The sequence below is a fragment of the Mesorhizobium sp. M0491 genome (genome assembly GCF_040321265.1).
Taxonomy (GTDB): Bacteria; Pseudomonadota; Alphaproteobacteria; order Rhizobiales; family Rhizobiaceae; genus Mesorhizobium.
This window is the reverse complement of sequence record NZ_JAMYRE010000006.1, coordinates 247,911-269,435: the sequence shown is the minus strand read 5'-3', so window position 1 is coordinate 269,435 and position 21,525 is coordinate 247,911. Positions and strand designations below refer to the sequence as shown.

General features: G+C 61.4%; 22 protein-coding genes. 5 read left to right on the top strand and 17 right to left on the bottom strand.

Annotation, left to right across the window (positions count from 1 at the left end):
- The first annotated feature begins 104 nt into the window (after positions 1-104).
- From NKI69_RS10275 to NKI69_RS10265, 3 genes are all read left to right on the top strand, one after another.
- Positions 105-695, top strand: coding sequence for a LysE family translocator (locus NKI69_RS10275; protein ID WP_050592649.1), 591 nt, complete (start codon positions 105-107; stop codon positions 693-695).
- Between the two features lie 334 nt (positions 696-1,029).
- A complete protein-coding gene (locus tag NKI69_RS10270) occupies positions 1,030-2,322 on the top strand; it encodes an Nramp family divalent metal transporter (RefSeq protein WP_352721185.1) in 1,293 nt (430 codons plus the stop codon).
- 87 nt (positions 2,323-2,409) lie between these two features.
- Positions 2,410-2,904: a hypothetical protein gene (locus NKI69_RS10265; RefSeq protein WP_352441950.1), complete on the top strand. Its 495-nt coding sequence runs from the start codon at positions 2,410-2,412 to the stop codon at positions 2,902-2,904.
- 72 nt (positions 2,905-2,976) lie between these two features.
- On the opposite strand, the gene katE is transcribed toward NKI69_RS10265, so the two are convergent.
- Positions 2,977-5,088, bottom strand: coding sequence for a catalase (gene katE, locus NKI69_RS10260; RefSeq protein WP_352675224.1), 2,112 nt, complete (start codon positions 5,086-5,088; stop codon positions 2,977-2,979).
- A 293-nt stretch (positions 5,089-5,381) separates the two neighbouring features.
- Here katE and NKI69_RS10255 point away from each other — a divergent pair, with 293 nt between their 5' ends.
- Entirely contained in the window at positions 5,382-5,945 is a 564-nt protein-coding gene (locus NKI69_RS10255) for a sigma-70 family RNA polymerase sigma factor (protein ID WP_127292180.1), read from the top strand.
- Here the strand turns inward: NKI69_RS10255 and NKI69_RS10250 are convergent, their stop codons facing one another.
- The 11 genes from NKI69_RS10250 to NKI69_RS10200 form a co-directional block, all read right to left on the bottom strand.
- A complete protein-coding gene (locus tag NKI69_RS10250) occupies positions 5,946-6,122 on the bottom strand; it encodes a hypothetical protein (protein WP_127292183.1) in 177 nt (58 codons plus the stop codon).
- Positions 6,123-6,284: 162 nt separating this feature from the next.
- Positions 6,285-6,437 (bottom strand): hypothetical protein, encoded by a 153-nt coding sequence (locus NKI69_RS10245; RefSeq protein ID WP_352551592.1) that lies wholly within the window; start codon positions 6,435-6,437, stop codon positions 6,285-6,287.
- 146 nt (positions 6,438-6,583) lie between these two features.
- Positions 6,584-7,498 (bottom strand): class I SAM-dependent methyltransferase, encoded by a 915-nt coding sequence (locus tag NKI69_RS10240; protein WP_352721182.1) that lies wholly within the window; start codon positions 7,496-7,498, stop codon positions 6,584-6,586.
- 3 nt (positions 7,499-7,501) lie between these two features.
- Entirely contained in the window at positions 7,502-8,488 is a 987-nt protein-coding gene (locus NKI69_RS10235; protein ID WP_128303881.1) for a GNAT family N-acetyltransferase, read from the bottom strand.
- A complete protein-coding gene (locus tag NKI69_RS10230; protein ID WP_352721180.1) occupies positions 8,485-9,633 on the bottom strand; it encodes a glycosyltransferase in 1,149 nt (382 codons plus the stop codon). Before NKI69_RS10230 ends, NKI69_RS10235 begins: the two co-directional genes overlap by 4 nt.
- 6 nt (positions 9,634-9,639) lie before the next feature.
- Positions 9,640-10,572 (bottom strand): glycoside hydrolase 5 family protein, encoded by a 933-nt coding sequence (locus NKI69_RS10225; RefSeq protein WP_352721178.1) that lies wholly within the window; start codon positions 10,570-10,572, stop codon positions 9,640-9,642.
- Entirely contained in the window at positions 10,565-11,326 is a 762-nt protein-coding gene (locus tag NKI69_RS10220) for a TIGR04290 family methyltransferase (RefSeq protein WP_128303883.1), read from the bottom strand. Before NKI69_RS10220 ends, NKI69_RS10225 begins: the two co-directional genes overlap by 8 nt.
- A 2-nt stretch (positions 11,327-11,328) precedes the next feature.
- Positions 11,329-12,132 carry a sugar phosphate nucleotidyltransferase gene (locus tag NKI69_RS10215; RefSeq protein WP_023809483.1) on the bottom strand — a complete coding sequence of 268 codons (804 nt, stop codon included), beginning with the start codon at positions 12,130-12,132 and terminating at the stop codon, positions 11,329-11,331.
- On the bottom strand, positions 12,132-13,232 hold the full coding sequence (locus tag NKI69_RS10210) for a CgeB family protein (RefSeq protein WP_352551585.1): 1,101 nt from the start codon (positions 13,230-13,232) through the stop codon (positions 12,132-12,134). Before NKI69_RS10210 ends, NKI69_RS10215 begins: the two co-directional genes overlap by 1 nt.
- 14 nt (positions 13,233-13,246) lie before the next feature.
- The gene (locus tag NKI69_RS10205) at positions 13,247-13,843 is read right to left on the bottom strand and encodes a histidine phosphatase family protein (RefSeq protein WP_023809481.1); all 597 of its coding nucleotides are present in this window, start codon (positions 13,841-13,843) and stop codon (positions 13,247-13,249) included.
- Entirely contained in the window at positions 13,840-14,943 is a 1,104-nt protein-coding gene (locus tag NKI69_RS10200) for an inositol-3-phosphate synthase (RefSeq protein WP_128303885.1), read from the bottom strand. The genes NKI69_RS10205 and NKI69_RS10200 overlap by 4 nt, the downstream gene beginning before the upstream one ends.
- 156 nt (positions 14,944-15,099) lie before the next feature.
- Between NKI69_RS10200 and NKI69_RS10195 the strand changes: the two genes are divergently transcribed.
- Positions 15,100-16,842 (top strand): hypothetical protein, encoded by a 1,743-nt coding sequence (locus NKI69_RS10195; protein WP_352610925.1) that lies wholly within the window; start codon positions 15,100-15,102, stop codon positions 16,840-16,842.
- Positions 16,843-16,851: 9 nt separating this feature from the next.
- Here NKI69_RS10195 and NKI69_RS10190 read toward each other — a convergent pair whose 3' ends face one another.
- The 5 genes from NKI69_RS10190 to NKI69_RS10170 all read right to left on the bottom strand — a co-directional run bounded on the left by NKI69_RS10190 (position 16,852) and on the right by NKI69_RS10170 (position 21,523).
- On the bottom strand, positions 16,852-17,037 hold the full coding sequence (locus tag NKI69_RS10190) for a hypothetical protein (protein WP_032900517.1): 186 nt from the start codon (positions 17,035-17,037) through the stop codon (positions 16,852-16,854).
- 94 nt (positions 17,038-17,131) lie between these two features.
- Positions 17,132-18,178, bottom strand: coding sequence for a UDP-glucuronic acid decarboxylase family protein (locus NKI69_RS10185; protein ID WP_023809477.1), 1,047 nt, complete (start codon positions 18,176-18,178; stop codon positions 17,132-17,134).
- 23 nt (positions 18,179-18,201) lie between these two features.
- Positions 18,202-19,305 (bottom strand): CgeB family protein, encoded by a 1,104-nt coding sequence (locus NKI69_RS10180; protein WP_352441957.1) that lies wholly within the window; start codon positions 19,303-19,305, stop codon positions 18,202-18,204.
- Complete coding sequence (locus NKI69_RS10175) at positions 19,302-20,396, bottom strand: CgeB family protein (protein WP_023809476.1); 1,095 nt, start codon at positions 20,394-20,396, stop codon at positions 19,302-19,304. The genes NKI69_RS10180 and NKI69_RS10175 overlap by 4 nt, the downstream gene beginning before the upstream one ends.
- Positions 20,393-21,523 (bottom strand): CgeB family protein, encoded by a 1,131-nt coding sequence (locus NKI69_RS10170; protein WP_023809475.1) that lies wholly within the window; start codon positions 21,521-21,523, stop codon positions 20,393-20,395. Before NKI69_RS10170 ends, NKI69_RS10175 begins: the two co-directional genes overlap by 4 nt.
- Positions 21,524-21,525 lie beyond the last annotated feature (2 nt).

Sequence of the window (21,525 nt, the reverse complement as noted above, 5' to 3'; positions counted from 1 at the left end):
GGAACCCGGATGACGGCTGGTCGCTTTGATGTCATCGGCAACGCGAGCGGAGATGTCCCATCGATCCCTCATTGTGGATAGCTTTTGTCGGAACCGTCATTCTGATGCAGATGCCGCCAGGCCCCGACAGCATGCTGGTGATGGCACGCGGCATCGGGCAGGGGCGCGACGTGGCGCTGTTCACGGTGCTCGGCATGACGCTGGGCGCCGGACTTGTGCAGCTTCCGCTGATTGCATTCGGCCTGTCCTCGCTTGTCCACGCCTCGCCCCTGGCGTTCAATCTGCTTCGATGGGCCGGGGCGGCCTACATCGTCTGGCTGGGTATCCGGCTGCTGCTTTCATCCTCGGCAACCATTCCCACGGGTGACCTCAAGGCCCTGCGGCCGCTCGCCGCCGCCCGGGAAGGAATGATCGCCAATCTGAGCAATCCCTGGCCTTTGATGTTCATGGTTGCGTTCCTGCCGCAATTTGTCGATCCGCATAGGGGCTCCGTCACGTTGCAGCTGGTGCTGCTTGGCGCAACACAGAAGATAACCGGTGTGCTGGTGCTGGGAGCCTACGCCTTGGCATCGGGCGCGGCCGGCGCATGGGTCATGCGGCACCCTCGCGCAAGGCTTTGGCAGCAGCGGCTCGCCGGCTGTCTCATCATCGGCCTCGGCGTGCGGATGGTGATCGGCGGCGGTACGAGCCGCTGACGAAGCGGATGAACAGCCGGGCCCCACACTCGACTTTGGCGCCGCTGGACATTCCTTCAAAGAATAATTTTGTGCCACGTCGCCTGAATGACAGGCTTCGACACAAGCATTCTCTTCTTCAGGGGAACGGAGCATTCGCTTCGATGTTCGGCTCCGCCGAAAGAACCCGCATGGGATGAATCGCCGTCGCGGACCGGGACTGTGTCCAGGAACAAAAAGCCTGACCAGAGGTTCGAACTCGATCTCAATGCAGCTTGAAACGGCTGCTTCATCGGCATCCGATTGGAATGTTCGTCATGATTTCTTGCGTGGCCCCGGTAAAGACGCGCCTTCAATGAACAAGCCACCTGAAGAGGGCCAAAGGGCAAGAGAGCCAAAAAAAGGCGGCGTCGTTCGGGCTCTCGGGCTTGGTTTGATCACCGGCGCGGCCGATGACGACTGCTCGGCCATCGGTACCTACGCGAGCGCCGGAGCCCGGTTCGGCCCCGACCTGCTGTGGACGGCACCTGTCACGCTGCCGATGATGTATCTCGTCGTCTACCTTTCATCCAAACTTGGCCAGGTTTCGGGTCGCGGGCTCTTCAAGGTCATATCGGACTTCTATCCGCGTTGGCTGCTATGGTCTGTGCTGGTGGGCGTACTGATTGGCAACACGATCGAGGCAGCCGCCGACCTTGGCGCCATGTCGGCGGCCATCGTGCTGTTCGTTCCTCTGCCTGCTCCCTTGGTCGTCATTGTCGTTGCGGTCGTCATTTTTGCCCTGCAGGTGTTCGGATCGTATAAATTGATCCGAAATGTGTTCCGGTGGCTGGCTCTGGCTCTGCTTGCCTATGTGGTCTCCGCGGTGCTTGCCAAACCGGATGCCGCCTCCGTTCTGCGTGGCACGCTATTGCCAAAAATCGAGTTCAGCCGCGAATACCTGTCCATCCTCGTCGCCATCGTCGGGACCACGCTCTCCGCATACCTTTACACGTGGCAGTCCAATCAGGAGGTGGAGGAGGAGATCGCCAAGGGTCGAACGAGCCTCGAAGAGCGCAAAGGCGCCACCGAGGGCGAGCTGCGCCGATCCCGCCGCGATATCCTAATCGGCATGACGTTTTCCAATCTGATCATGTATTTCATCATCCTTTCGACAGGGTCGACGCTCTACAAGGCCGGGCAGACGCAGATCGAGACAGCGGCACAGGCGGCCGAAGCGCTGCGGCCGCTTGCCGGCGACGCTGCCGGCATTCTCTTTGCGGCCGGTATAATTGGCGTCGGCTTTCTGGCCGTGCCGATCATGACCGCTGGCGCCGCTTTCGATTTCGCTCAGGCGATGGGATGGAAGAATAGCTTGCATGCCAAACCCCGGCAGGCTCCCAAATTCTACATCGTGATCGGGGTCATAACGCTGGTGGCGGTGGGCCTCAATTTCTTCGGCTTCAACCCGATGAAAGCTCTGGTCTGGTCCGGCATCGTGCAAGGATTTTCAACGCCGCCGCTGCTGCTTCTCCTTCTCATCATGACCAACAACCGCAAGATCATGGGTGACAAGGTCAACAGCACAAGCACGAACATCCTGGGTGGGGTGACGATCCTGGCGATTCTTGCGGCGTCGGCGGGGTTGGTAGCAAGCTGGTTCCTGTAGCTCGCCGGGTGGGAAGGATGTTCAGGCATGGTGGAACATCGGCGGTCAAATGTCGTTGAGACGTTTGTGGGAGAAATGAGGTTGTCCATGTCAAAGTTGCAGGCCGCCACTCCGGATCGTTTAAGGCAACTCAGGCTTGAAGCTTCAGCACATTTCGCTCCGTTGATGCTGAACGAGGCCTTGTTGCGCCTTTCCCATGCCTGCGGAGCCGACAGCCTCGACCGCTTCGAGAAAGCCATGGTTGATCAAATCGAGGCAGCAAAGGACGATCGGGCCGATTTCGAATCGATCAAGGAATTCGCGATCGAGCAGCTTTACGCCCTGGTCCGGAACGCCAACGATTCGCCAAAAAAGAAACAGGCACTTGAGAAGATAGACACGCGCAGAACGCCCGGCCGTTCCGAAGAACCACAGACGCTCGAGGACCAACTGCAGGCGGGGTTGGAGGATTCCTTTCCGGCGAGCGATCCACCCTCGGTGGTGTCCACGACCATTTCAGGCGGAGCAAAAAAGCTGGTCGGGACCGACGAGATCCTGGAAAAGCAGCGGCAACAAGCGTCCAGCAAGGAAGGCCGCTCGTAGATCGCGGTGCCGGCTGGTTTGGCGGCAACCAAGGCCTGCGCACACGCCAACGAAACAGCTGGCGCCATCGCATCAAAGCTTGACAGCCGCCTCCCGCGCCCAGAGCCGCAGTTTGCGGCATGACTGCACAAACGCAGTTACCGAAGCCGCCGAATCCAGCCGCGTCAACCCCTCATCGGCATCGGGAGCGACGCCTGCTTTGATCAGGAGCGGCTCGGCCCCTGTGGTGAAGCCGATGAACTTGCAGTGCGCAAACGCATCAGACACGAAATCCTTCGCAGCGGCCTCTTTGACCAGCAGCTCGGCGCCCGCCTCGGAGAGGAGCAGCACCACCGCGTCGAACAATACGGATGGACCGCCGTCGATCATGTGCCTTGCCTCGATGTGAGTACCGTCGGCGGCTTCGACGCCGCCCACCTTGGGCGCAATCACCTCCATCACCGCGCCTTCCGCTTCGATGGCGGAACGAAGTTCCTCGAACAGCGCGATATCGGCTCCATCGCTGAGCATGACACCGACTTTGCGGCCTTCGAAACTGTCGGGCCCGTTTTGGATGATGCTGAGCGCCGGCGACGGCGGCAAGTCGTCGCGCGGCGGAACGGCGGCTTCGGCAGGTTCGGGCATGTCACGGATGCCGAGCTTGTCGGCTACGGTGGTCGCCAGCGTTTCATCGATGTTCAACAAATGCGAAACCATCCGCTCGCGGATCGCCGGTGCCTGGACCTTGCTCAGTTCAAAGGTCAGCGCCATCGCGATGTGACGCTGCTCCGGTGGTGTCTGGCTGTTGAAGAATTGCCGGGCCTGGCTGTAGTGATCGGCGAAGCTCTCCGCGCGCAGACGTACTTTCTGCCCTTCTTCGGCATCGGCGAAAGAACGGAAGCCACGCTGCGGATCCTCGCGCGGTCCCAGTCCCCATGAGTTCGGCTCATAATTGGCGCGACCGGCCGGATTGCGCATGGCCATGTGCCCGTCCTGTTGAAAATGGGCGAACGGGCACTTCGGCGCATTGATCGGCAGATGGGTAAAGTTCGGGCTGCCCAGCCGTTTCAATTGGGTATCGAGATAAGAGAAGTTGCGGCCTTGCAGAAGCGGATCGTTGGAGAAATCGATTCCGGGCGGCACATTCTGCGTCATGAACGCAACCTGCTCGGTCTCGGCGAAGAAATTATCCGGCATCCTGTCGAGCACCAGCCGACCGACCGGAATTGGTTCGAGGACCTCTTCGGGAATGATCTTCGTTGCATCCAGGATATCGAAGTCGAAACTGTCGGCAAACGCCTGATCGAATAGTTGCATCGTCAACTCCCATTCCGGGAAATTGCCGGCCTGTATGGCGTCCCACAGATCGCGGCGATGAAAGTCGGGATCGGCGCCGTTGATCTTGACCGCCTCGTTCCAGACCACCGATTGCATGCCGAGCTTGGGTTTCCAGATGAACTTGACGAAGGTGGATTCGTCCTTCGCGTTGACCAGGCGGAACGTGTGCACACCAAAGCCTTGCATGAAGCGGAAGGAACGCGGGATCGCGCGATCCGACATGATCCACATCACCATGTGCATCGATTCCGGCATCAGGCTGATGAAGTCCCAGAAATTGTCGTGCGCCGTCTGTGCCTGCGGAAAGGCGCGGTCGGGCTCCTGTTTGGCGGCGTGGATCAGATCGGGAAACTTGATGGCGTCCTGGATGAAGAAGACCGGGATGTTGTTGCCGACCAGGTCCCAATTGCCTTCCTTGGTGTAGAGCTTGACCGCGAAGCCGCGCACGTCGCGGGCGAGATCGAACGAGCCCTTGTTGCCGGCAACCGTCGAGAAACGAACGAATGCCGGCGTCTTTTCACCAACTCGCTGGAAAATGTCGGCACGTGTGTATTTGGCAAGTGACTCGTAGGTCTCGAAAAAACCATGCGCACCGTAGCCGCGGGCATGAACGACCCTTTCCGGGATGCGTTCGTGGTCGAAGTGGAAAATCTTCTCGCGAAAGTGAAAGTCCTCGATCAGCGACGGTCCGCGCTCACCGATCCGCAATGTGTTTTGGTCGTCGGAGACAGGCGTTCCGAGCGCCGTCGTAAGGGCAGGCGTTTCATCCCCCGCGATCTGGTGCAACTCGCCGCCATTTCCGCGCGCGCTATTCTGATCCAGTCCACTTGCCGATTGGCGAGCGGAGGGGCGAGCGGATTTGGCCATGACAGGTCCTCGATCGATACCGGAAGGTTGAAGTGGTCAAGCCATCAAACTGCCGGTGAGCGGCTTTGTTCCCGTAAAAAATGGACGCTGTGGAGACACCGCTGTCGGAGGAGCCGTGACTGCTGCGGCGATGGTGCGCGCCGATCGGATGACAGATATCTCCGCCTGCGCAGAATTTATGAAGAGTTGTCTCCAGCACGAGGAACGAACCAAACTTCCATGCATTTAGCTGGGGCTGCGTTCACACACTCTTTCTTCTGGGAGCTGGACCATTGTCATCCGGAGGCTGCCTTTTGGCCGACCAGGAAACCAATGAAGTTTCCATCGTTGACCTGATACCTGCCCTGCGGGCATTCGCGCGCACCTTCTGCCGCGTCCCTGACGACGCCGACGATCTCGTGCAGGAGACACTGACCAAGGGTCTCGCCAACATCGACAAGTTCGAACCCGGTACGCGCATGAAGTCGTGGCTCTTCACCATCATGCGCAACACTTATTACACCCGGGTCAAGATCGCTGCCCGGGAGGCGCCAGGACTGCTCGATTGCGCGTCTTCGAGACCGATTTCGGAAGCCACCCAGGAATGGACCGTTCAGAGCAGGGAAGTTCACGGCGCCATTCAAAGGCTGCCTGAACACCAACGCGAAGTCCTGATGCTGATCGGCGTTTTGGGAGTGAGCTACGAGGAAACCGCCGACATATGCGGTTGCGCGGTCGGGACGGTCAAAAGCCGCCTGAACCGTGCGCGCGCCAACATCCTTGAATTCCTTGGAGAGAGTTCGCTGGAGACATTGATGGAGAGAAGAAACCAGCTTTCGGATGGTCAGCTTGATGTCGAGGTCGACGGCCGCAGATAGTCAGTTCTTCACGTCGCGTCGACGTTTCTCGACGAGCGCGTTTTGCAATTCGATCGCCAGCTTGGTCAGGCGGTCTGGAATTTTTTCCTGCTCTATGGCGGCCAGCAGGGAAGCAATCTCCTGATCCACAGCCATCTCGACATGCGGATCCGCGGTATCGTCGCTCGAACGAGACATCACATTCTCTTGATAGCGGTCCCTTGATCCTAGTGTGGTGGCAAGCGCCTTGCATTACAAGGCGGTGTCCACCGCCAAGAAGCTCACCAGCGGCCCCTTGCACAAGTTTATTTCCTTGCAGCTCCTTCGTCGCCGCGGGCCATGGACGCGCTGCGGTGGCGTTCAGTCCTCAGGCAATCGGTCAGCGGCGTCACCCGGATATTGATCGGACTTGATCCGATTGCCGTCCTGCCCGCGCTCCTGGCCATGCTGCTTCTTGTCGCGATTCGACAAGACCGCGGTTTCTTCGATCTCGTCCTTCTCCGGGGAGGTCACCGCGCCGGCGCCGGCACTCTTGCCCGGCTGCTGCGGCCGAAATGTTTTTTACCGCCGGATGCCATGATATCCTCCTTCGAATCGGGGACACTCGTCGGTGCCCGTTGTTCGACGTCCGAACTGGCATCGGGCTGTAATGTTCCGCTTCACCCAGCGAGCAGAAAGGCGTCGCCATCCCACGACCGAAACGGCTTCTCGCCGTCGATGAGGACCCGCAATTGATGAGTTTGCGCCAGACGGCCGATATCATCGCGGTCTGAGAGAAGTGATCCGCGATAGGAATAGTTCAGCAAGGCGAGCCAGCCCGGCCGTTTCAGAACGCGCGCAATTTCGTCGAAATGCCGATCAGCCATGCCGGCCAGAACCAGATAGGGAAAGCTGTCCACCGCCAGCACGCAATCGAAACTGGCATCGGCGAATTCGGACAGATCGAGACCGGAGGTTTGTCGCAACTCGACATTGCCGAGTGCGGCGCATTGCTCGGAGGCGATGGAGATCATCCGCGGCGATATGTCGATGCCGACCATCCGCTTGAAGGATTTGCACAGCGCACGCTCGAAACGGCCGATGCCGCAACCGATGTCGAGGATGCTCCGTTCCCTTCCGGTGAATTCTCGCGCTTCCAGCCATGCAACGATTTCGTTGGTCGTGGCTGTGAGCCTTGCCTCATCGCCGAGGGATGCCAGTTGGACACTCGCGGCTCCCGAAATCGCTGCCGCGGCATCGAAGCTGGAGGCCAGCCGCCTGACGACAGCGACATTCGTCTCATCCTCATTGCGCTCATGCCGAACGGCGCCACCCGCTGCCTGCAACATGGCGAAGACGTCTGGCTTGCAGCGCAGCAGTCCGGCGACCTTTCGCAGCCTTGCTGCGTCGCCGGCATCCGCCGGCTGGACCTTCAGCACGACCTCCGCCAATTCCGCCGCTCCAATTGTGGGCGGCAGGTGGAGCGCCAGTCTGACGAGAACGCCTTCGGCGCAAATGCCATCGGCCACGCAGTCTTCAACCGCCAGCCCGACCGATGTCAGGCGCCGGGCGGCTTTCGGTGCGGTTACACTCATGCATCAACTCCGCGTCCAGACCCTGCGCATCGTCCACCTGTCGACGGCGCCCCAGCCATATTTATAGGCCTCCTGGCCGCGCAGGAAATCGAACTCGCGCGCATCTTCGCGGATCGCTTCCGCGATTGCGTGGCCAATCAGGATCGCGCCTGGGCTCTCCTCGGCATAAGCAGGGTCGAAGCCACCGAGGTAAGCATAGGCACGGCCGCAGTGGTGAAATCCGTAATAGGCGCCGACGGTCCCGCCATCGATCGCGAACAGCCAGCATCGCACCAGACCGTGAGCATCGAGCACGGGAAGTGAGAGCCGATGGAATTGCTCGACGGCGGCGTTGGCCAACACACCGCCTCCTTGTTCGGCCCAGCGCATATTGTGCAGGCGGATCAACTGATCGAGGAAGGTTTGCGGACTGCCGCTCGCCGACGACATCGCGATCCGGCCGCATCTTGATGCGGCTTGACGCGCCCGACGCAACTGGCGTCTGCGTCTTGCGGGGACGCAGCCTGCAAGCGTTTCGTCGCCGGCGAGGGCGAGCACGGGGCAGGCGGCATGAGCGGTCGGCCAATCCATCTCGGGATGCGTCATCGCAAGGGCGACGCTGTCCTGCGGCAAGTCCGACAAGATCCATTGCACCCACCCGATCGAGAGGATCGACTCGGCGACAATGGCGACGACCTCGGCTTCGATCCCAGGGACAGCCAGAATGTCCAGGTAGTCGCTGAGCGAAATGCCGACCGGAAGCAGCTTCGAACCGGCGGTCCCATGCTCGAGATAGAGCGGCGCCAGCCCGACCAGATCGCCGCCGCGCCATACCGCGACCGTCGCCAGTTCACCGGGTGCGAATGCGTGCCACCACGGCACCAGCCAGGCGGGAGATTGAAACGGCGTCGCCGAGGGACTCTGCTGCCACAGTTTCCACCAGTGCGGCGTCAAGGCGTCGAATTGTGCGAGGTCACCGATGATTTCGCTGCGCAGCACAGCTTTACTCACGGCACCGCGGCGAAGCGCCGGCGACCACTGCCAAGCTGTGCCAGCGCCTGATAGGCGTCCATGTAAGACGAGATCATCCGTTCCAGCGAAAACCGCCGTCGCGCTTCGGCCCTGCATGTCTCGGCATCCAAGCTGGACGCCGCAAGAATGGCTTGGGCCATCTCATCGACCGTGTCGACGAGAAAGCCCGTCCTGCCGTGCTCTATGACATCGGGAAGCGCACCATTTGGAAAGGCGACCACCGGGGTACCGCAGGCGAGGGCCTCCATGGCCACAAGCGAGCTGGTCTCGGCTGCGAGGCTCGGAATGACCAGACAGCGCGCTGCGTTGAGAATGCGTCGCTTGGCGGTGAAGCCGAGCGGGCCAAGGAAGCGGCGGCGGCCATCGAGGCGAGATTGGACCTCATCGCGAAAGTACCGCGTATGCGTTTCATAGGGATAGACCTTGCCGCCGATGACCAGCGGCACATCTGCCTGTTTGGCTGCGTCGAGCGCCAGGTGGACGCCCTTTTCCGGGCAAACCCGGCTTAGAACAAGGGCAAAGTCGCGCTTCGGCTGCAGCAGGGTCAGTGCTTCGATGTCAACGCCGTTTGGAATCGGCGCCGACAGCCTGGCGCCTGATGGCGCGGTTTTCTGCTGGTTGGGCGAGACCGCATGGAGCCAGAGGTCACCGCGCGTCGGGCGCAATGCCGCGGCCGGATACCAATCCAATGGCAGGTGGAGGGTCACCAAGGTCGGACCATCGTCGGGCAGATAAGCGTCGAAATCAATGCCGTGCAGATGAACCACGTCGATGGGCCATCGGGCGCGGGCAGCCGCGATCGCGTCGCGATGGGCCTGTTGCGCGCGGCTCTTCGCCGCCTCGTCGAGTACGCCGTTTTCGGCCGGTATTTCCACAAGCGTGCCGCTCGTTCTGGAGCCTCGGCAGCCAATGACGATAGATCGATGACCGGCCTGAACCAGTGCCCGATCGAGCATCGACAGAACCTGTTCGGCACCGCCGACAGCGTCGGGGCCGACGGGTGCGAGAGGGTAGGCGACATTGAGGACGGTGAGCGTCGCGGCCGGTCGCGTCTCGTTGCCCTGCGCCGCATCTCCACCTGTCAACGGCGTCGCGGAGCCCGGCATCTGATGCATGGGCACCATGACATTTCACGCGGCCGAGGCCCGCTGCGTGGGGAGCGAGGCGGATGTCATGCCAGGCGCATAGCGGCGGATCATGGTTGAACAGAATTCCGCGAACTCCTCCGGCACCAGGGGGGGGCTGGTGTGGTGGGGCATCATTCCGCGGTGCTGAGGTGTGAAGCAGAAGGTGACCGTCACATCGAAATCGGCGAGTGCTTCCATCTGCCGGTCGAACCAGTCCAGCGCATTCGGCCGAAAGCTGTCCGCCCAGGAAAGCCCGGTACGCATATTGGTGACACCCAGCCGCTTCATCCAGGCGACGGCATCGTCCAGCCGCGGGTCTTCGAAATGAAACCACTGCACCAGGCCCATTGCAGGTGCATGGCGCAGGAATTCCTCCAGCGCGGGCTTTGGCGTGCCGTCCTGGCGCAGCAGCCCCATTTGGAAATGCCGGTAATAAGACGAGCCCTCGGCTTCGCGGTGCCGCGTCGTTGCTTCCCATTCACGCGGAAGATCATAGAGGCTGTACCACTGGATGCGTGGCGCATTGCCGAGCAGCAATTCAGCTGTGCGCTTGAGCCCCCAGACTTGGATTTCCTCGGCGCCGAAGGTCGATACGCCGACTTCGCTGACCCAGATGGGAAGGTCGGTGACGGTCGCGATCTCGCCGATCTTCTGCGGCCATTCCTGGATCTGCCACAGATTCCAGTCGAGGGGAAAGCCGTGCACAGCGACGGCATCTACATGATCCAGCACGCCGAATTCCTTCATGCGGGTGATGAACCCCGGATCTATCGGCGAGATGCCGCCGAGCACTTTGGTCAAAGCCGGGTTTTCAGATGCGATTGCGTCCGCCGACAGGATCGCCATCCTGGCAAAGCGGCTCCAATCAGGGTCGAGTTCCGGGTCCCAATGCGATTTGTTGTTGGGCTCGTTCCAGATCATCGCGGCTTCAATCATGGCGCTGTCCTTTCGAGGGGTAGACGGGACCGCCACTGGCCGGGTCGCCGGCGGCGCGGCAGAAATAGACCTCCTGCTCCGGATGCAGGACGATTTCAAATCCGGCGCTGCGCAGCATCGCTTCGGTGCAGGCGCGGTTGGGAATCCACCAGTTGGTCGGGTCATCGGCATAGCGGTGCTCGATGAAATGGAGCTTGGGAAATTCCGGCCGGTCGAACAGGTCATGCGTCCAGAAATGATAGTTCTCTTCCATCTCGGGCAGATCTGTGCTGCCGCGCTGCATGGACTGGAAGATCATCAGGTCACCGGCGACATGCTCACGGATAAGGTCGAGCGCGAGCAAGGGGTGGCGCAAGTGATAAAGCACCCCCATGAACAGCACGATATCGAATGTTTCGCGCAGGGCGCCGACGTCGTAGACCGAAAGTTTCTGGAATTCGATTTCGCAATTGGCGATCTCGGCGGCAAAGCGGGCCTGCGCCAGATAGGCCTCATCGAAATCGATGCCGAGGACACGGGCAGCACCTCGCCGTTTCATCTCGATGGAATAGAAACCGGCATTGCAGCCGATATCCAACACCGTCTTGCCTGTCAGATCCCCGGGAATGGCCTCGGCGAATTTGCGCCATTTGATCAGCGGATAATTGCCGAGAAAATGGTTGGGAGCGGTTTCGACACCCGCCAGTTCCATGTTGTGGAACCATGGGCCGAGAGCATCGATACGGCGGCGGATTTCGGCATGGGAATGCAGCATGATCAGGCTCCTTCGCCGGGAACGACAGGCACATGCGAACGGGCACCTGGCATAATCGTGGCGGTTTGGTGATGGACGGGTGCGGCGCCGTCCTCGAGCAGCCGCAGAGCCGTGCGATAGCCATTGAACGTGCCGACATCGACATAGGCGGACCCAGCCTTGACGCCGGAGGCTTGACCTCCGGCCGCAAGGTAGGCGTTGACCAACGTGCCGATATATTCGTCACGGCATTCCCGCTCGCGCCAGAGTGCCGCAAGCTGATGCAGAATCTGGCCCGGCATCTTGAACGCACCCCAAACCCAGTTCGTGCCGGCATCCTGTTGCTTGACCTGGATTTCGATCACGCGCTCGTGGTCATCGACAATGACGGCGTCGAAGAATTCCGGACGATCCACCGGGAAGAGCAGAAATGAAAGCTGATCGTCAGGCAAATGACAGAAGCCATCCTCGGGAAACCAGATCGTGTCGGGAAGGCCGACCAGGACGACCTCATTGGGCGCGACGAGAGGAGCTGCCCGAAAAATCGCATCGCAAAGCCCAACCGGATTGGGCTGCACCACGAAGAGAGCCGCGGCGTCACCATAGCCGGCGGCGTAATATTCGAGAATGTCGGATTTGCCCGATCCAATGATGAAACAGATCTTGTCGACGCCGGCGCGCACCATCCGCCGCACCAGATACTCGCTCACGGCGCAGGGACGCTCGGTCTGCCCATCGATCCGACTGCCGACCGGCAGCAGCTCTTTGGAGAAGCCGAGCGGCTGAATGCGGCTGCCGCGCCCGGCAGCGGGCACAATGCCCAACATCAGACTGCTTCCATCATCGGTTCGCCGGGAGATCTTTGAAAGGCGTCGTTTAGAATGTGGTCCAGTTCCGCCGCGCGCCGGGCAGAGGTGTGTTCGTCGAGAACCCGTTCGCGCGCTCGGGTTTTGATGGCATCGAGTTCTCCTGCGGGTAAGGCGAGCGCCGCGACGACGTCATCGGTGTCGTGGGCCAGCAGGATCTCGCTGCCGGGTTCGAAGAAGCTGCTTAGGCCCGGCCAGGTGTCGGTTATGATCGGCACTCCACACGCCGCTGCTTCAAACAACCGGCCCGAAGGGCACCAGCCCTTTTGCGCCATCGCCTCGCGGGTGACATTCAGCGTCAGACGAGAGGATGAGAAAAACGCCGGGTGATCGGCCGGCGGAAGGTGCCTGACGAAGAAGATGTTGTCGCTCCACGGGAACTCCTGCGGGTATTGTGCGCCGCCGATGACGAAGCGCTGGTCCGGCAAGCGCGCGGCTGGGCGAACCAGCAGATTTTCGACTGCTGCCTGGCGATCTGGCGCATAGGTTCCGAGATAGGACAAATCGGCCCTGAAATCGGCTCGCGGCGCTGCCGGCCGGTGTTGGTCGGGATCGACATGCCCATAGAGCGGCACCACGTGGTGCGCACCCAGCACCGACTTCAGCGCGTCGATCGCCGGGCCGCCTGTGTAACTCAGGACGAGATCGAAATCCGCAAGACCCTCGGGGCCGAAATAGGGTGGACGCTCACCTTGTTCGATGCGGGCAAGCGTGACCGGAGTGTCCAGATCGTAGAAGACACGCACTCCGCGGCCTGCCTGCTGCGCCAGCCGCGAGGCGTCCACCGCGTCGGGACAATAAGAGGTGACGATCACGACATCCGATCGTTTGATCGTTTGCTCCGCGACCCGGCGGATGTCCTCCCAGTCCGGGTAGAGCACGACGTTGCCGCCGTCCAGATGATCGAGATCGCGCGTTCCGGCATAGTAGGGTGTGTCGCGTTCGAAGAAGGTAATGGACCAGCCGCGCCGGGCGAGGGCTCTGATCAGTCCCCTCCATAAAGTGGCATGGCCGTTACCCCATGAAGACGTGACGGTAAGACCGAAAATGACCATCTGCATCCGGCAAATCCTCGTCAGGCAACTTCGTTCAATCGGATCAGCTTCGCCCCCCAGTCCCCCGACACGATCGTCGTGATCGAGGCGGGATCGATGTCGAAGCGAAAGCAGTCACCGGCCGGCAAGCCAAGGACGGTGCAGACGGCGACCTTGATCACATCGGCATGGCTGACCAGGGCGACGCATTGGTTCTGATGCCGCTCGCGGACCGCGGCCATCAGCGACACAATGCGTTGCTGGACATCCTGCATGGTCTCGCCACTCGGTGTCCTTGCCTCCTGCCGCTGGTCATTCCACGCTCGCCAACTGGCGTCGCCATTCAGCTCATCGAAAGTCTTTCCCGACCAGTCGCCGAAGTCGATCTCGTCGAGTTCGGCGCAGATCGCGATGTCCCCGACACCGCAGGCTAGCGCGATTGGCAGCGCCGTCTCTCGCGTACGCTCACGCGGGCTGCACAGGATCGCGACGATAGGCTCCCGGGCCATGCGGCCGCCAAGCTGCGCTGCCTGTGCCTTGCCGGCATCGCCGAGGCAAACGCCGTCCATCCGGCCTGCAAGATAAGAGCCGACATTGTCGTGTGCCGCATGGCGGATCAGAAAGAAGGTCGTCGTCATTCTGCGGCATCGAGCAAAGGCTCGTCCTTGCCAGCGATGAACGCAAGCGTGCGCTGCCGCGCTTCGGCGTCGGTGAACTGTTCGGGAGGCGACTTCATGAAATAACTGCAGGGACCGGTCAGGGCACCGGCTATGCCGCGATCGAGCGCCAGCTTGGCGCAGCGTAACGCATCGATCACCACGCCGGCTGAATTTGGAGAATCCCAGACTTCCAGCTTGAGTTCGGCATTGAGCGGCACGCCGCCGAAAGTCGTGCCTTCCACCCTTATATAGGCCCATTTGCGATCGGTGAGCCAAGGCACATGGTCGCTCGGGCCGACATGGATATTGCCCGGCTCCAGGGGAACATCGAACTGGCTGGCCACGGACTGTGTCTTCGAGATTTTCTTCGATTCCAGCCGCTCGCGTTCCAGCATGTTGAGAAAATCGGTGTTGCCGCCGAAATTCAGCTGATAGGTGCGGTCGATGCGCACGCCGCGTTCGCGAAAGAGATTGGCCAGCAACCGGTGCACGATGGTCGCGCCGACCTGGCTCTTGATATCGTCGCCGACCAGCGGCAGTCCTCGCTGCTCAAAGCGCCGGCGCCATTCCGGACGTGAGGCGATGAAAACGGGTATGCAATTGACGAAGGCGCAGCCGGCCTCGAGTGCGCATTCGGCATAGAAGCAGGTCGCCTCCTCGGAACCCACCGGCAGGTAGGAAACCAGCACGTCAGCGTTGCTGTCGCGCAGGATCTCGCTGACATTGGCAACCGGCTCCGGAGCTTCTTCAATCTCGTCACGCAAATATTTGCCGATCCCGTCCAGCGTCGGTCCGCGCTCGACGCGAACGCCGGTTGTCAACGCGTCGGCAAAGCGGAACGTGTTGTTGGGGGCGGCGTAGATCGCTTCCGCGACGTCGAGGCCAACTTTGCTCCTGGCGACATCGAATGCGCAGACAATCTCGATGTCGTCGACATGGTAGCCGCCGAGGTCGGCATGCATCAGCCCAGGGATTGGTTCGTTGCTTTTCGCGTGACGGTAAAAGGAGAGGCCCTGCACGAGGGAGGATGCGCAGTTGCCGACACCAACGATACCAACACGAACCTTTTTCGATCCCACGAAACCGCCACCCTATGTTGTTCAAAGGTAAGTTCCTGGCGCCGAACCATCAGCGTGCCGGAATGTTCCTCCGCCCATCGAAAAATTGCGCGAGACAGCATGGATCGAAGCTGCATTCGATGCGTTGCCGCACGGCAAGCATTGGAAAACCGACCGATGATCGTCTACGGCGACCACAAGCAGACGCAGAACGCACAACAGCTTCGCGAAGCAGCAAGTGAAATGGCCGAAAGCCTGGATCGGATGTCTCATGGCGTCCGACGCCACGCTGCATTGGTCGGACTGTTCATCAGCGTGTCGGAGCTGGTTCAGGCGCTTGCCGATGTCGACTTCGAAACCAGCGGCATCGACATCTTTTCGCCGCGACAACAGCAAGGCGCGAGGTTGCTGGTCGGACTTGCGGCAGAGGTGGCGAAGTCGTGGCGAAGCGGTTTCGACGTCGGCGGTGGCATCGACCCGGGACTTCTCAAACTGCTGGCCGGGCTCGACTGCCAGGCCGAGGTGGTGACCGGCTCTGCCGAGGGTTATGCGCATTATGCGCTTTATCCCGAAAGCTATTTGGACGCGGCGCAGAAGTCGGGTCTCGATGCGAACACATGCGTGATCGGCGTCCGCAGCATTGGCCTTGGACTGGCAGCTATGGTGGCGGCCTCGATTGGCGCGGCGGCGCCATTCAGCGTTCGTCCGATCGGTCATCCCTTCCGCCGGCATGTCAACGCCGATCCGCGGTCGATCGCCACCTGGAAGAACAATCCGTCGGCTCGCTTTGCCGTTGTCGACGAGGGTCCCGGCCTTTCCGGCAGTTCGATGCATGCCGTTGTCGTGTGGCTGCGTGAACTGGGTATCGATACGGACCGCATTCACCTGTTTCCCAGCCATTCAGGCGGCCCGGGCACCGAAGCGTCGCGGGAGTCTTGGGAGACATGGTCGCGCTGTCCGAAACATGTGGCGACGGGGTTTGAATGCACCTTCTCCGAAAACTCGAAAATTCCCACGCTGCGCGATTGGGTGGCCGAGGCGGTCGGCAGGCCGGAATTAAGCCTGACCGAACTATCTGGTGGCGAGTGGCGGGCCGCCCACTACACCGACGAAGGGCGCTGGCCGCCGAGCCCACGCGGTACCGAGCGGCGCAAATTCCTTGCGTCCGCCGGGCGTGACCGCTGGCTCGTCAAATTTGCCGGCCTCGGCGAAACCGGACTGCGCAAGAAACGAGCCGCGGCGATGTTGCATGAAGCCGGGTTCGGATCGCAAGTTGTCGCGCTTTGCCATGGCTTTCTGGTTGAACGGTGGATTGACGGCACCACGATGGATCAGGCGCCGCTGCCCAAGGAAAGGCTGATCGCGGAGTTCACAAATTACCTGGCCTGGCGTGCGCTTAATCTTCGAACTTGCGAACCGGGTGCATCATTGCTTGCACTCGCGGAGATGGCTGTTTCCAATGCGTCGGAAGCCCTGGGCGAAAAACGCGCGGCGACGTTGCGCGGTTGGCTCTCGAAAAAAACTCCCGCGCATGTGCTTCAGCGGGTTGAAATCGACGGAAAGCTACAACCGTGGGAGTTTCTCGTTCGTGCCGACGGCAGGGTGCTCAAGACAGATGCTGTCGACCATTGCCGGGCACACGATTTGATCGGCTGCCAGCCGATTGAGTGGGACATTGCCGGCGCCCGTGTCGAGTACGGGCTATCCGACAGCGATGTGAGGACCCTGGTCCAAGGAATGAAGCTTGCCATCGACAACGGCCACATCGGCTTTTTCGAACCGTGCTATTTGGCATTCCAGCTCGGGCTCTGGAGCACGGCTGCGCAATCCGAAAATGGCCGGGAAAAAGCAAGGCTGGCCGCGACGGCAGACCGATATAGGATGCGACTGAGACGGTTCCTGGACGAATGCCGGGCATGATCGTTCCGATCAGTCCAGCCTTCGCAACATGTCTGCTTCCTGCTCGAGAATAGTGGCCACTTCCTCCCGCTGGAGATGCGTCATCATCAGGCTGACGCAGCACTCGAGATAGGTGATCGAGGCGCGCCGCAGATAGGCAGCCGTCTCGCGTTCGGCCATCTGGTCGATATCCCTCGCGGGTCGCTTGGGTTGCATGAGGATGATCCTCCGTATCGGGTCCTCCCGCCAAACCACAAGCTTGGGCGGATGTTCCGCACGATCTCGGGAAAGATTCGACCGCCGGCTCGCATCATGCCGGAAGGTTCTGCAGCCCGCCGGATGCGGGTCTCGCCCTTTTGGCAAAGCCTGTCATCTGATCGCCGATGCGACTGCCTTCGAGCGCCGCGAAATAATCGATCGTCAGCTTGAGCCCTTCGTTGAGGGGCACCTTCGGTGTCCAGCCGAGCAGCGCTTTTGCACGCGAAATATCGGGCTGCCTGCGCCGAGGATCGTCTTGCGGCAGCGGCAGAAATCTCAGATCCGATTTGGTGCCGGTCATCGCCTTTACCAACGCCGCCAGTCGCACGATGCTGAATTCTCCGGGATTGCCCAGGTTGACCGGCTTGCCCGGATTGGGATCGATATCCATCAGTCGCCTCAATCCATCAATCTGATCGGAGACGTAGCAGAAGGATCGCGTCTGCAAGCCGTCGCCGAAGATCGTCAGAGGACGTTTCTCGAGCGCCTGCATGATCAGGTTCGAGACGATGCGGCCGTCCGCCGGATCCATTCTCGGACCGTAGGTGTTGAAGATGCGCGCGACGCGCACGTCGGCTTTGCCGGCTCTAAGATAGTCGAAGCAAAGCGTTTCGGCGGTGCGCTTGCCCTCGTCGTAGCAGGCGCGTGGGCCGGTGCAGTTCACATGGCCAACATAGTCCTCCTTCTGAGGATGTTGCTCCGGATCGCCATACACTTCGCTCGTCGAGGCCTGTAGCAGCCGCGCGTTATTGTGGGCAGCGAGTTCAAGCAGGTTGAGCGTGCCGATCACACAGGTTCGCGTGGTGTGGATCGGGTCGGCCTGGTAACGCGGCGGCGAGGCAGCGCATGCCAGATTGAAGATACGCTCCACGGGCTCGCCGAGATCCAATGGCCGGCAGATGTCCTGCTCGATCAATCGGAAACCCGGCTGGTCCATGATCGAGATGATGTTCTCCATGCGCCCAGTCAGGAAATTGTCGGCGCAGATCACGCGCCAGCCGTCGCGGAGCAATGCTTCGCAAAGATGCGAACCGAGGAATCCCGCACCGCCGGCAACAAGCACTGCCTTTGCCCTTTGCGCGTTTCTTTTTTGTCGCATCGTCGTTTTCTCCTGTATGCCGGTCATGCTGCGCTTCCGATGTCGAAATCGAGGGCCGCCGCCCTTGGCTGTGTCAACGCCGCCACGAATTCGCGGGCCCTGGCCGCACCGGTGTGGAATGCGAGGACGCGTTCGCGGGCCCGGCGGGCCATGGCCCGGCGTGTGCGCTCGGACTCGCCGAAGAGGATCTCGACGACAGCGTCCGTTTCTCCGGCGGTGTGGATCGCCGATGCGGGAAAGAAGCTGTCGAGCCCTGGCCAGCGATCGCTGATGATGGGCGTGCCGCAAGCAGCCGCTTCGAACAGGCGCACACTGGGCGACCATCCGGCAGCGATCATGGAACTGCGTGTGACGTTCAGCGTGTAGCGCTGACGGCTGTAGAACGCGGCATGATCGGCGGGCGGCAAATGTTCGATGCGTTCGACATTGTCCGGCCAGGTGATGTCGGATGGGTATTGCGAGCCCGCTACGACGAAACGGCGGTCCGGCATATGCCGTGCGGGTTCGAGCAGCAGCGCGTTCAGCGTTGCCTGCCGATCCGCGCTGTAGGTGCCGAGATAGCCGAGATCCCAGCGGATCGGATCGCCGGTCCGGTGATGCCGTTCCGGGTCGGCCGAGCAGTAGAGCGGTTCGGCTCGGCGCGCGCCGAACTCCTCCACCAGATGGCCAAGCATCGGCCCGCCGGTGAACGAGAAGTAGACATCGAAATACGGAATCTGCCGCCAGCTCAGATAATCGCAATCATCGGCCGAAAGCTGCGCCACGGTCACCGGTGTGTCGATGTCGTAGAAGCAGAAGCGCCCCTTGCAAAATGAAGCGACGATGTCGATGACCACGCGCCCTTCCGGCACGAAGGAGCCGATGACGACGATGTCGGCCTGCTCCAGGCACCGGGCGTAGTCGCGTTGCAACTCCGCAGTGGTTTCGTAGTAGCGCAAGGCGCAGAAATCCGGATCTCGCAGATCGCGGTGGTTGGCGTACCACGGCACGTCGCGCTCCAGAAAGGTCACGCGGTGGCCGAGTTCGTGCAGACCTTTCAGCAGGCCTCGAAACGTCGTGGCGTGGCCGTTTCCCCAGGACGAGGACAGCGACAGGCCGAGAAAGACGATGTTCAATTGCTTGGTCATTCCGCTGCCTCCACGGTCCCCTGCTCGAAATGACGTTTGAAGACGGCATCGGCCACGTCCGCCCGCAGCGCGTAGGTATGGTCGGCCAGCACGCGGCAAAGTGCGGCCTGGCCGATTGCTTTTGCACGACTGGAGGTCAGCGAGCGCATGATCTCGGCGACATCGCCGCCGTCGCGTGCCACCAGGATCTCCTCGCCTGGTTTCAGGAACAGTTCCACGCCCAGCCATGCGTCGGTGATGAGGCAGGCACCGGCGCCAGCCGCCTCGAAGACACGCGTGGCCGGTGAAAAACCGTTTACGGCCATGCTGTCGCGGCTGATGTTCAGCACTGCCTTGGGTGTGACGTTGAAGGCATTATGATCGCGGGTGCCAACGTGACCAAGCCAGCCGACGTTGGCGGGAAGCGGCTTGTCCCCCCAGCCAGATCCGCCGAGCAGAAAACGCTGTTTCGGAAGCTGGCTTGCGGGATCGAGGAAGAACGCTTCGACGCGTGCCTCACGATCCGGCAGCCGGTTGCCCAGGAACGCCAGATCGCAAGCGAAACGCGCATTGCTGGCGACCGGGTGATGCGTTTGGGGATCGAGCGCATTGTAGATCGGCACGCATTCGTTCGCCCCCATGGCACGGTAGGCCCAGACGACGGGGTCGCCGCCGCCATAGGTCAGCACAAGGTCGATTTCTTGCAGGGCGCCATGGAGCGGATGGTCCGGTTCGTCGCGCAGCTGGGCAAGGGTTGCTGGAGCGTCCACGTCCCAGAATACCACCAGCGCGTCGCTGCGGGCGTGGTCGAGGACGGCGCGCAGCAGCGCCTCGTCCTCGAAACCGACGCCACTCGCCTTGACGACGATGTCGGCGCTGGCGGCGCGTGCCGCGACCTGCATCAGTGCGTGCTGGGTCGCTTCATATACGACCACAGTGCACCAGTCAGGCGCCTCGATGTCGCGGTTCTTCTGCCGGTCGTAGACGTCGGGCTCATAGAAGGTGATTTCGTAGCCCAATTGGGAAAGCGCCTTCAGCAACCCGCGATAGTAAGTCGCGGCACCGTTCCAGTAAGACGACAAGAGGCTCGATCCGTAGAATGCCATCTTCATGCGGCGGCTTCCTTTGCGGTGGTCTTGTTGATGGTGTGTTCGGCTGTGCATTCCGTGAGCACGCCGAACAACTCGTCGACGCGGTGCGAGCAGGTGTGCCGCGAGCGGATGGTCTCGAGACCCGAAGTCACCAGGGAAGCCGCGAAATCCGCATCGGCCAATACCGCCCGCAGGTGTTGCCGCATTTGCGAGCCATTGTGGGCAAACAGAAAGTCGACGCCGGGCCTGAACAGCTGCTCGACATCGGACCATGGTGCTGAAATCAGCGGAATGCCGCAGGCGAGCGCCTCGAACATGCGGATCGTCGGAATTCCGGGCAAACCCTCACGATAGGGGCGCCGTGGGATGTGGACGGTGACACGATGCGCGGCGAACGCCTTCGGCACGTCGGCATTGGCGATCCATCCGTCATAGCGCAGTCCGGCGGCGGCTAGGTCCGTGAGCGCCGGCTTGGGATAGCGGACGCCGTGCACCGTGGCCTCGAGGCCGAGATCGCGGACCGGCTTGATCAGAAACTCCCTGAGTTCGACGGTTCGTTCATCGTCGCCCCAGTTTCCAATCCAGACCAGATCGGACGTGACGTGGATCTCCGGGTGCGGCTTGAACAGGCGATCGTCCGCGGCTTCATGCCAGGTGAAGACGCGCTTGCCCCAGCCGGCGCGCAGATAGCTCTCGCGCAAGGCCTCGCCAAAGGCGAGAACGCCGTCATAGTGCTCCAACCGCAGCGCCGAGATTGCCTCGGTGGCCGATACGGCCCGGTGGTGGGTGTCATGAAACAGAAGGATGAAGTTGCCGCCAGCGGCCCGGGCACGGCCGAGGCGTGCGACAAGCTCCGGATCCGTCCACTCATGAACGATCACAACGTCGGCCTCAGCGATCCACGCTTCGTGATCGAACCCGGCATCGTAGGTCACCGGCATCAGTTCTGGGAAATCCTTGCGGAAGCGTTCGATAGCGAAGGATCCCTTCTCGGCCAGCAGGTTCGAACGGCTCCAGCCGTCCGCGGGCTCCAGCGCGACCGCCTGGTGCCGGCGCGCGACCAGTTCCCGCATGATACCGCGCAGGAAATGGGCATTGCCGTGGTTCCAGTCGGAAACGACCGAGTGGGTGTAGAACAGAAAGCGCATGG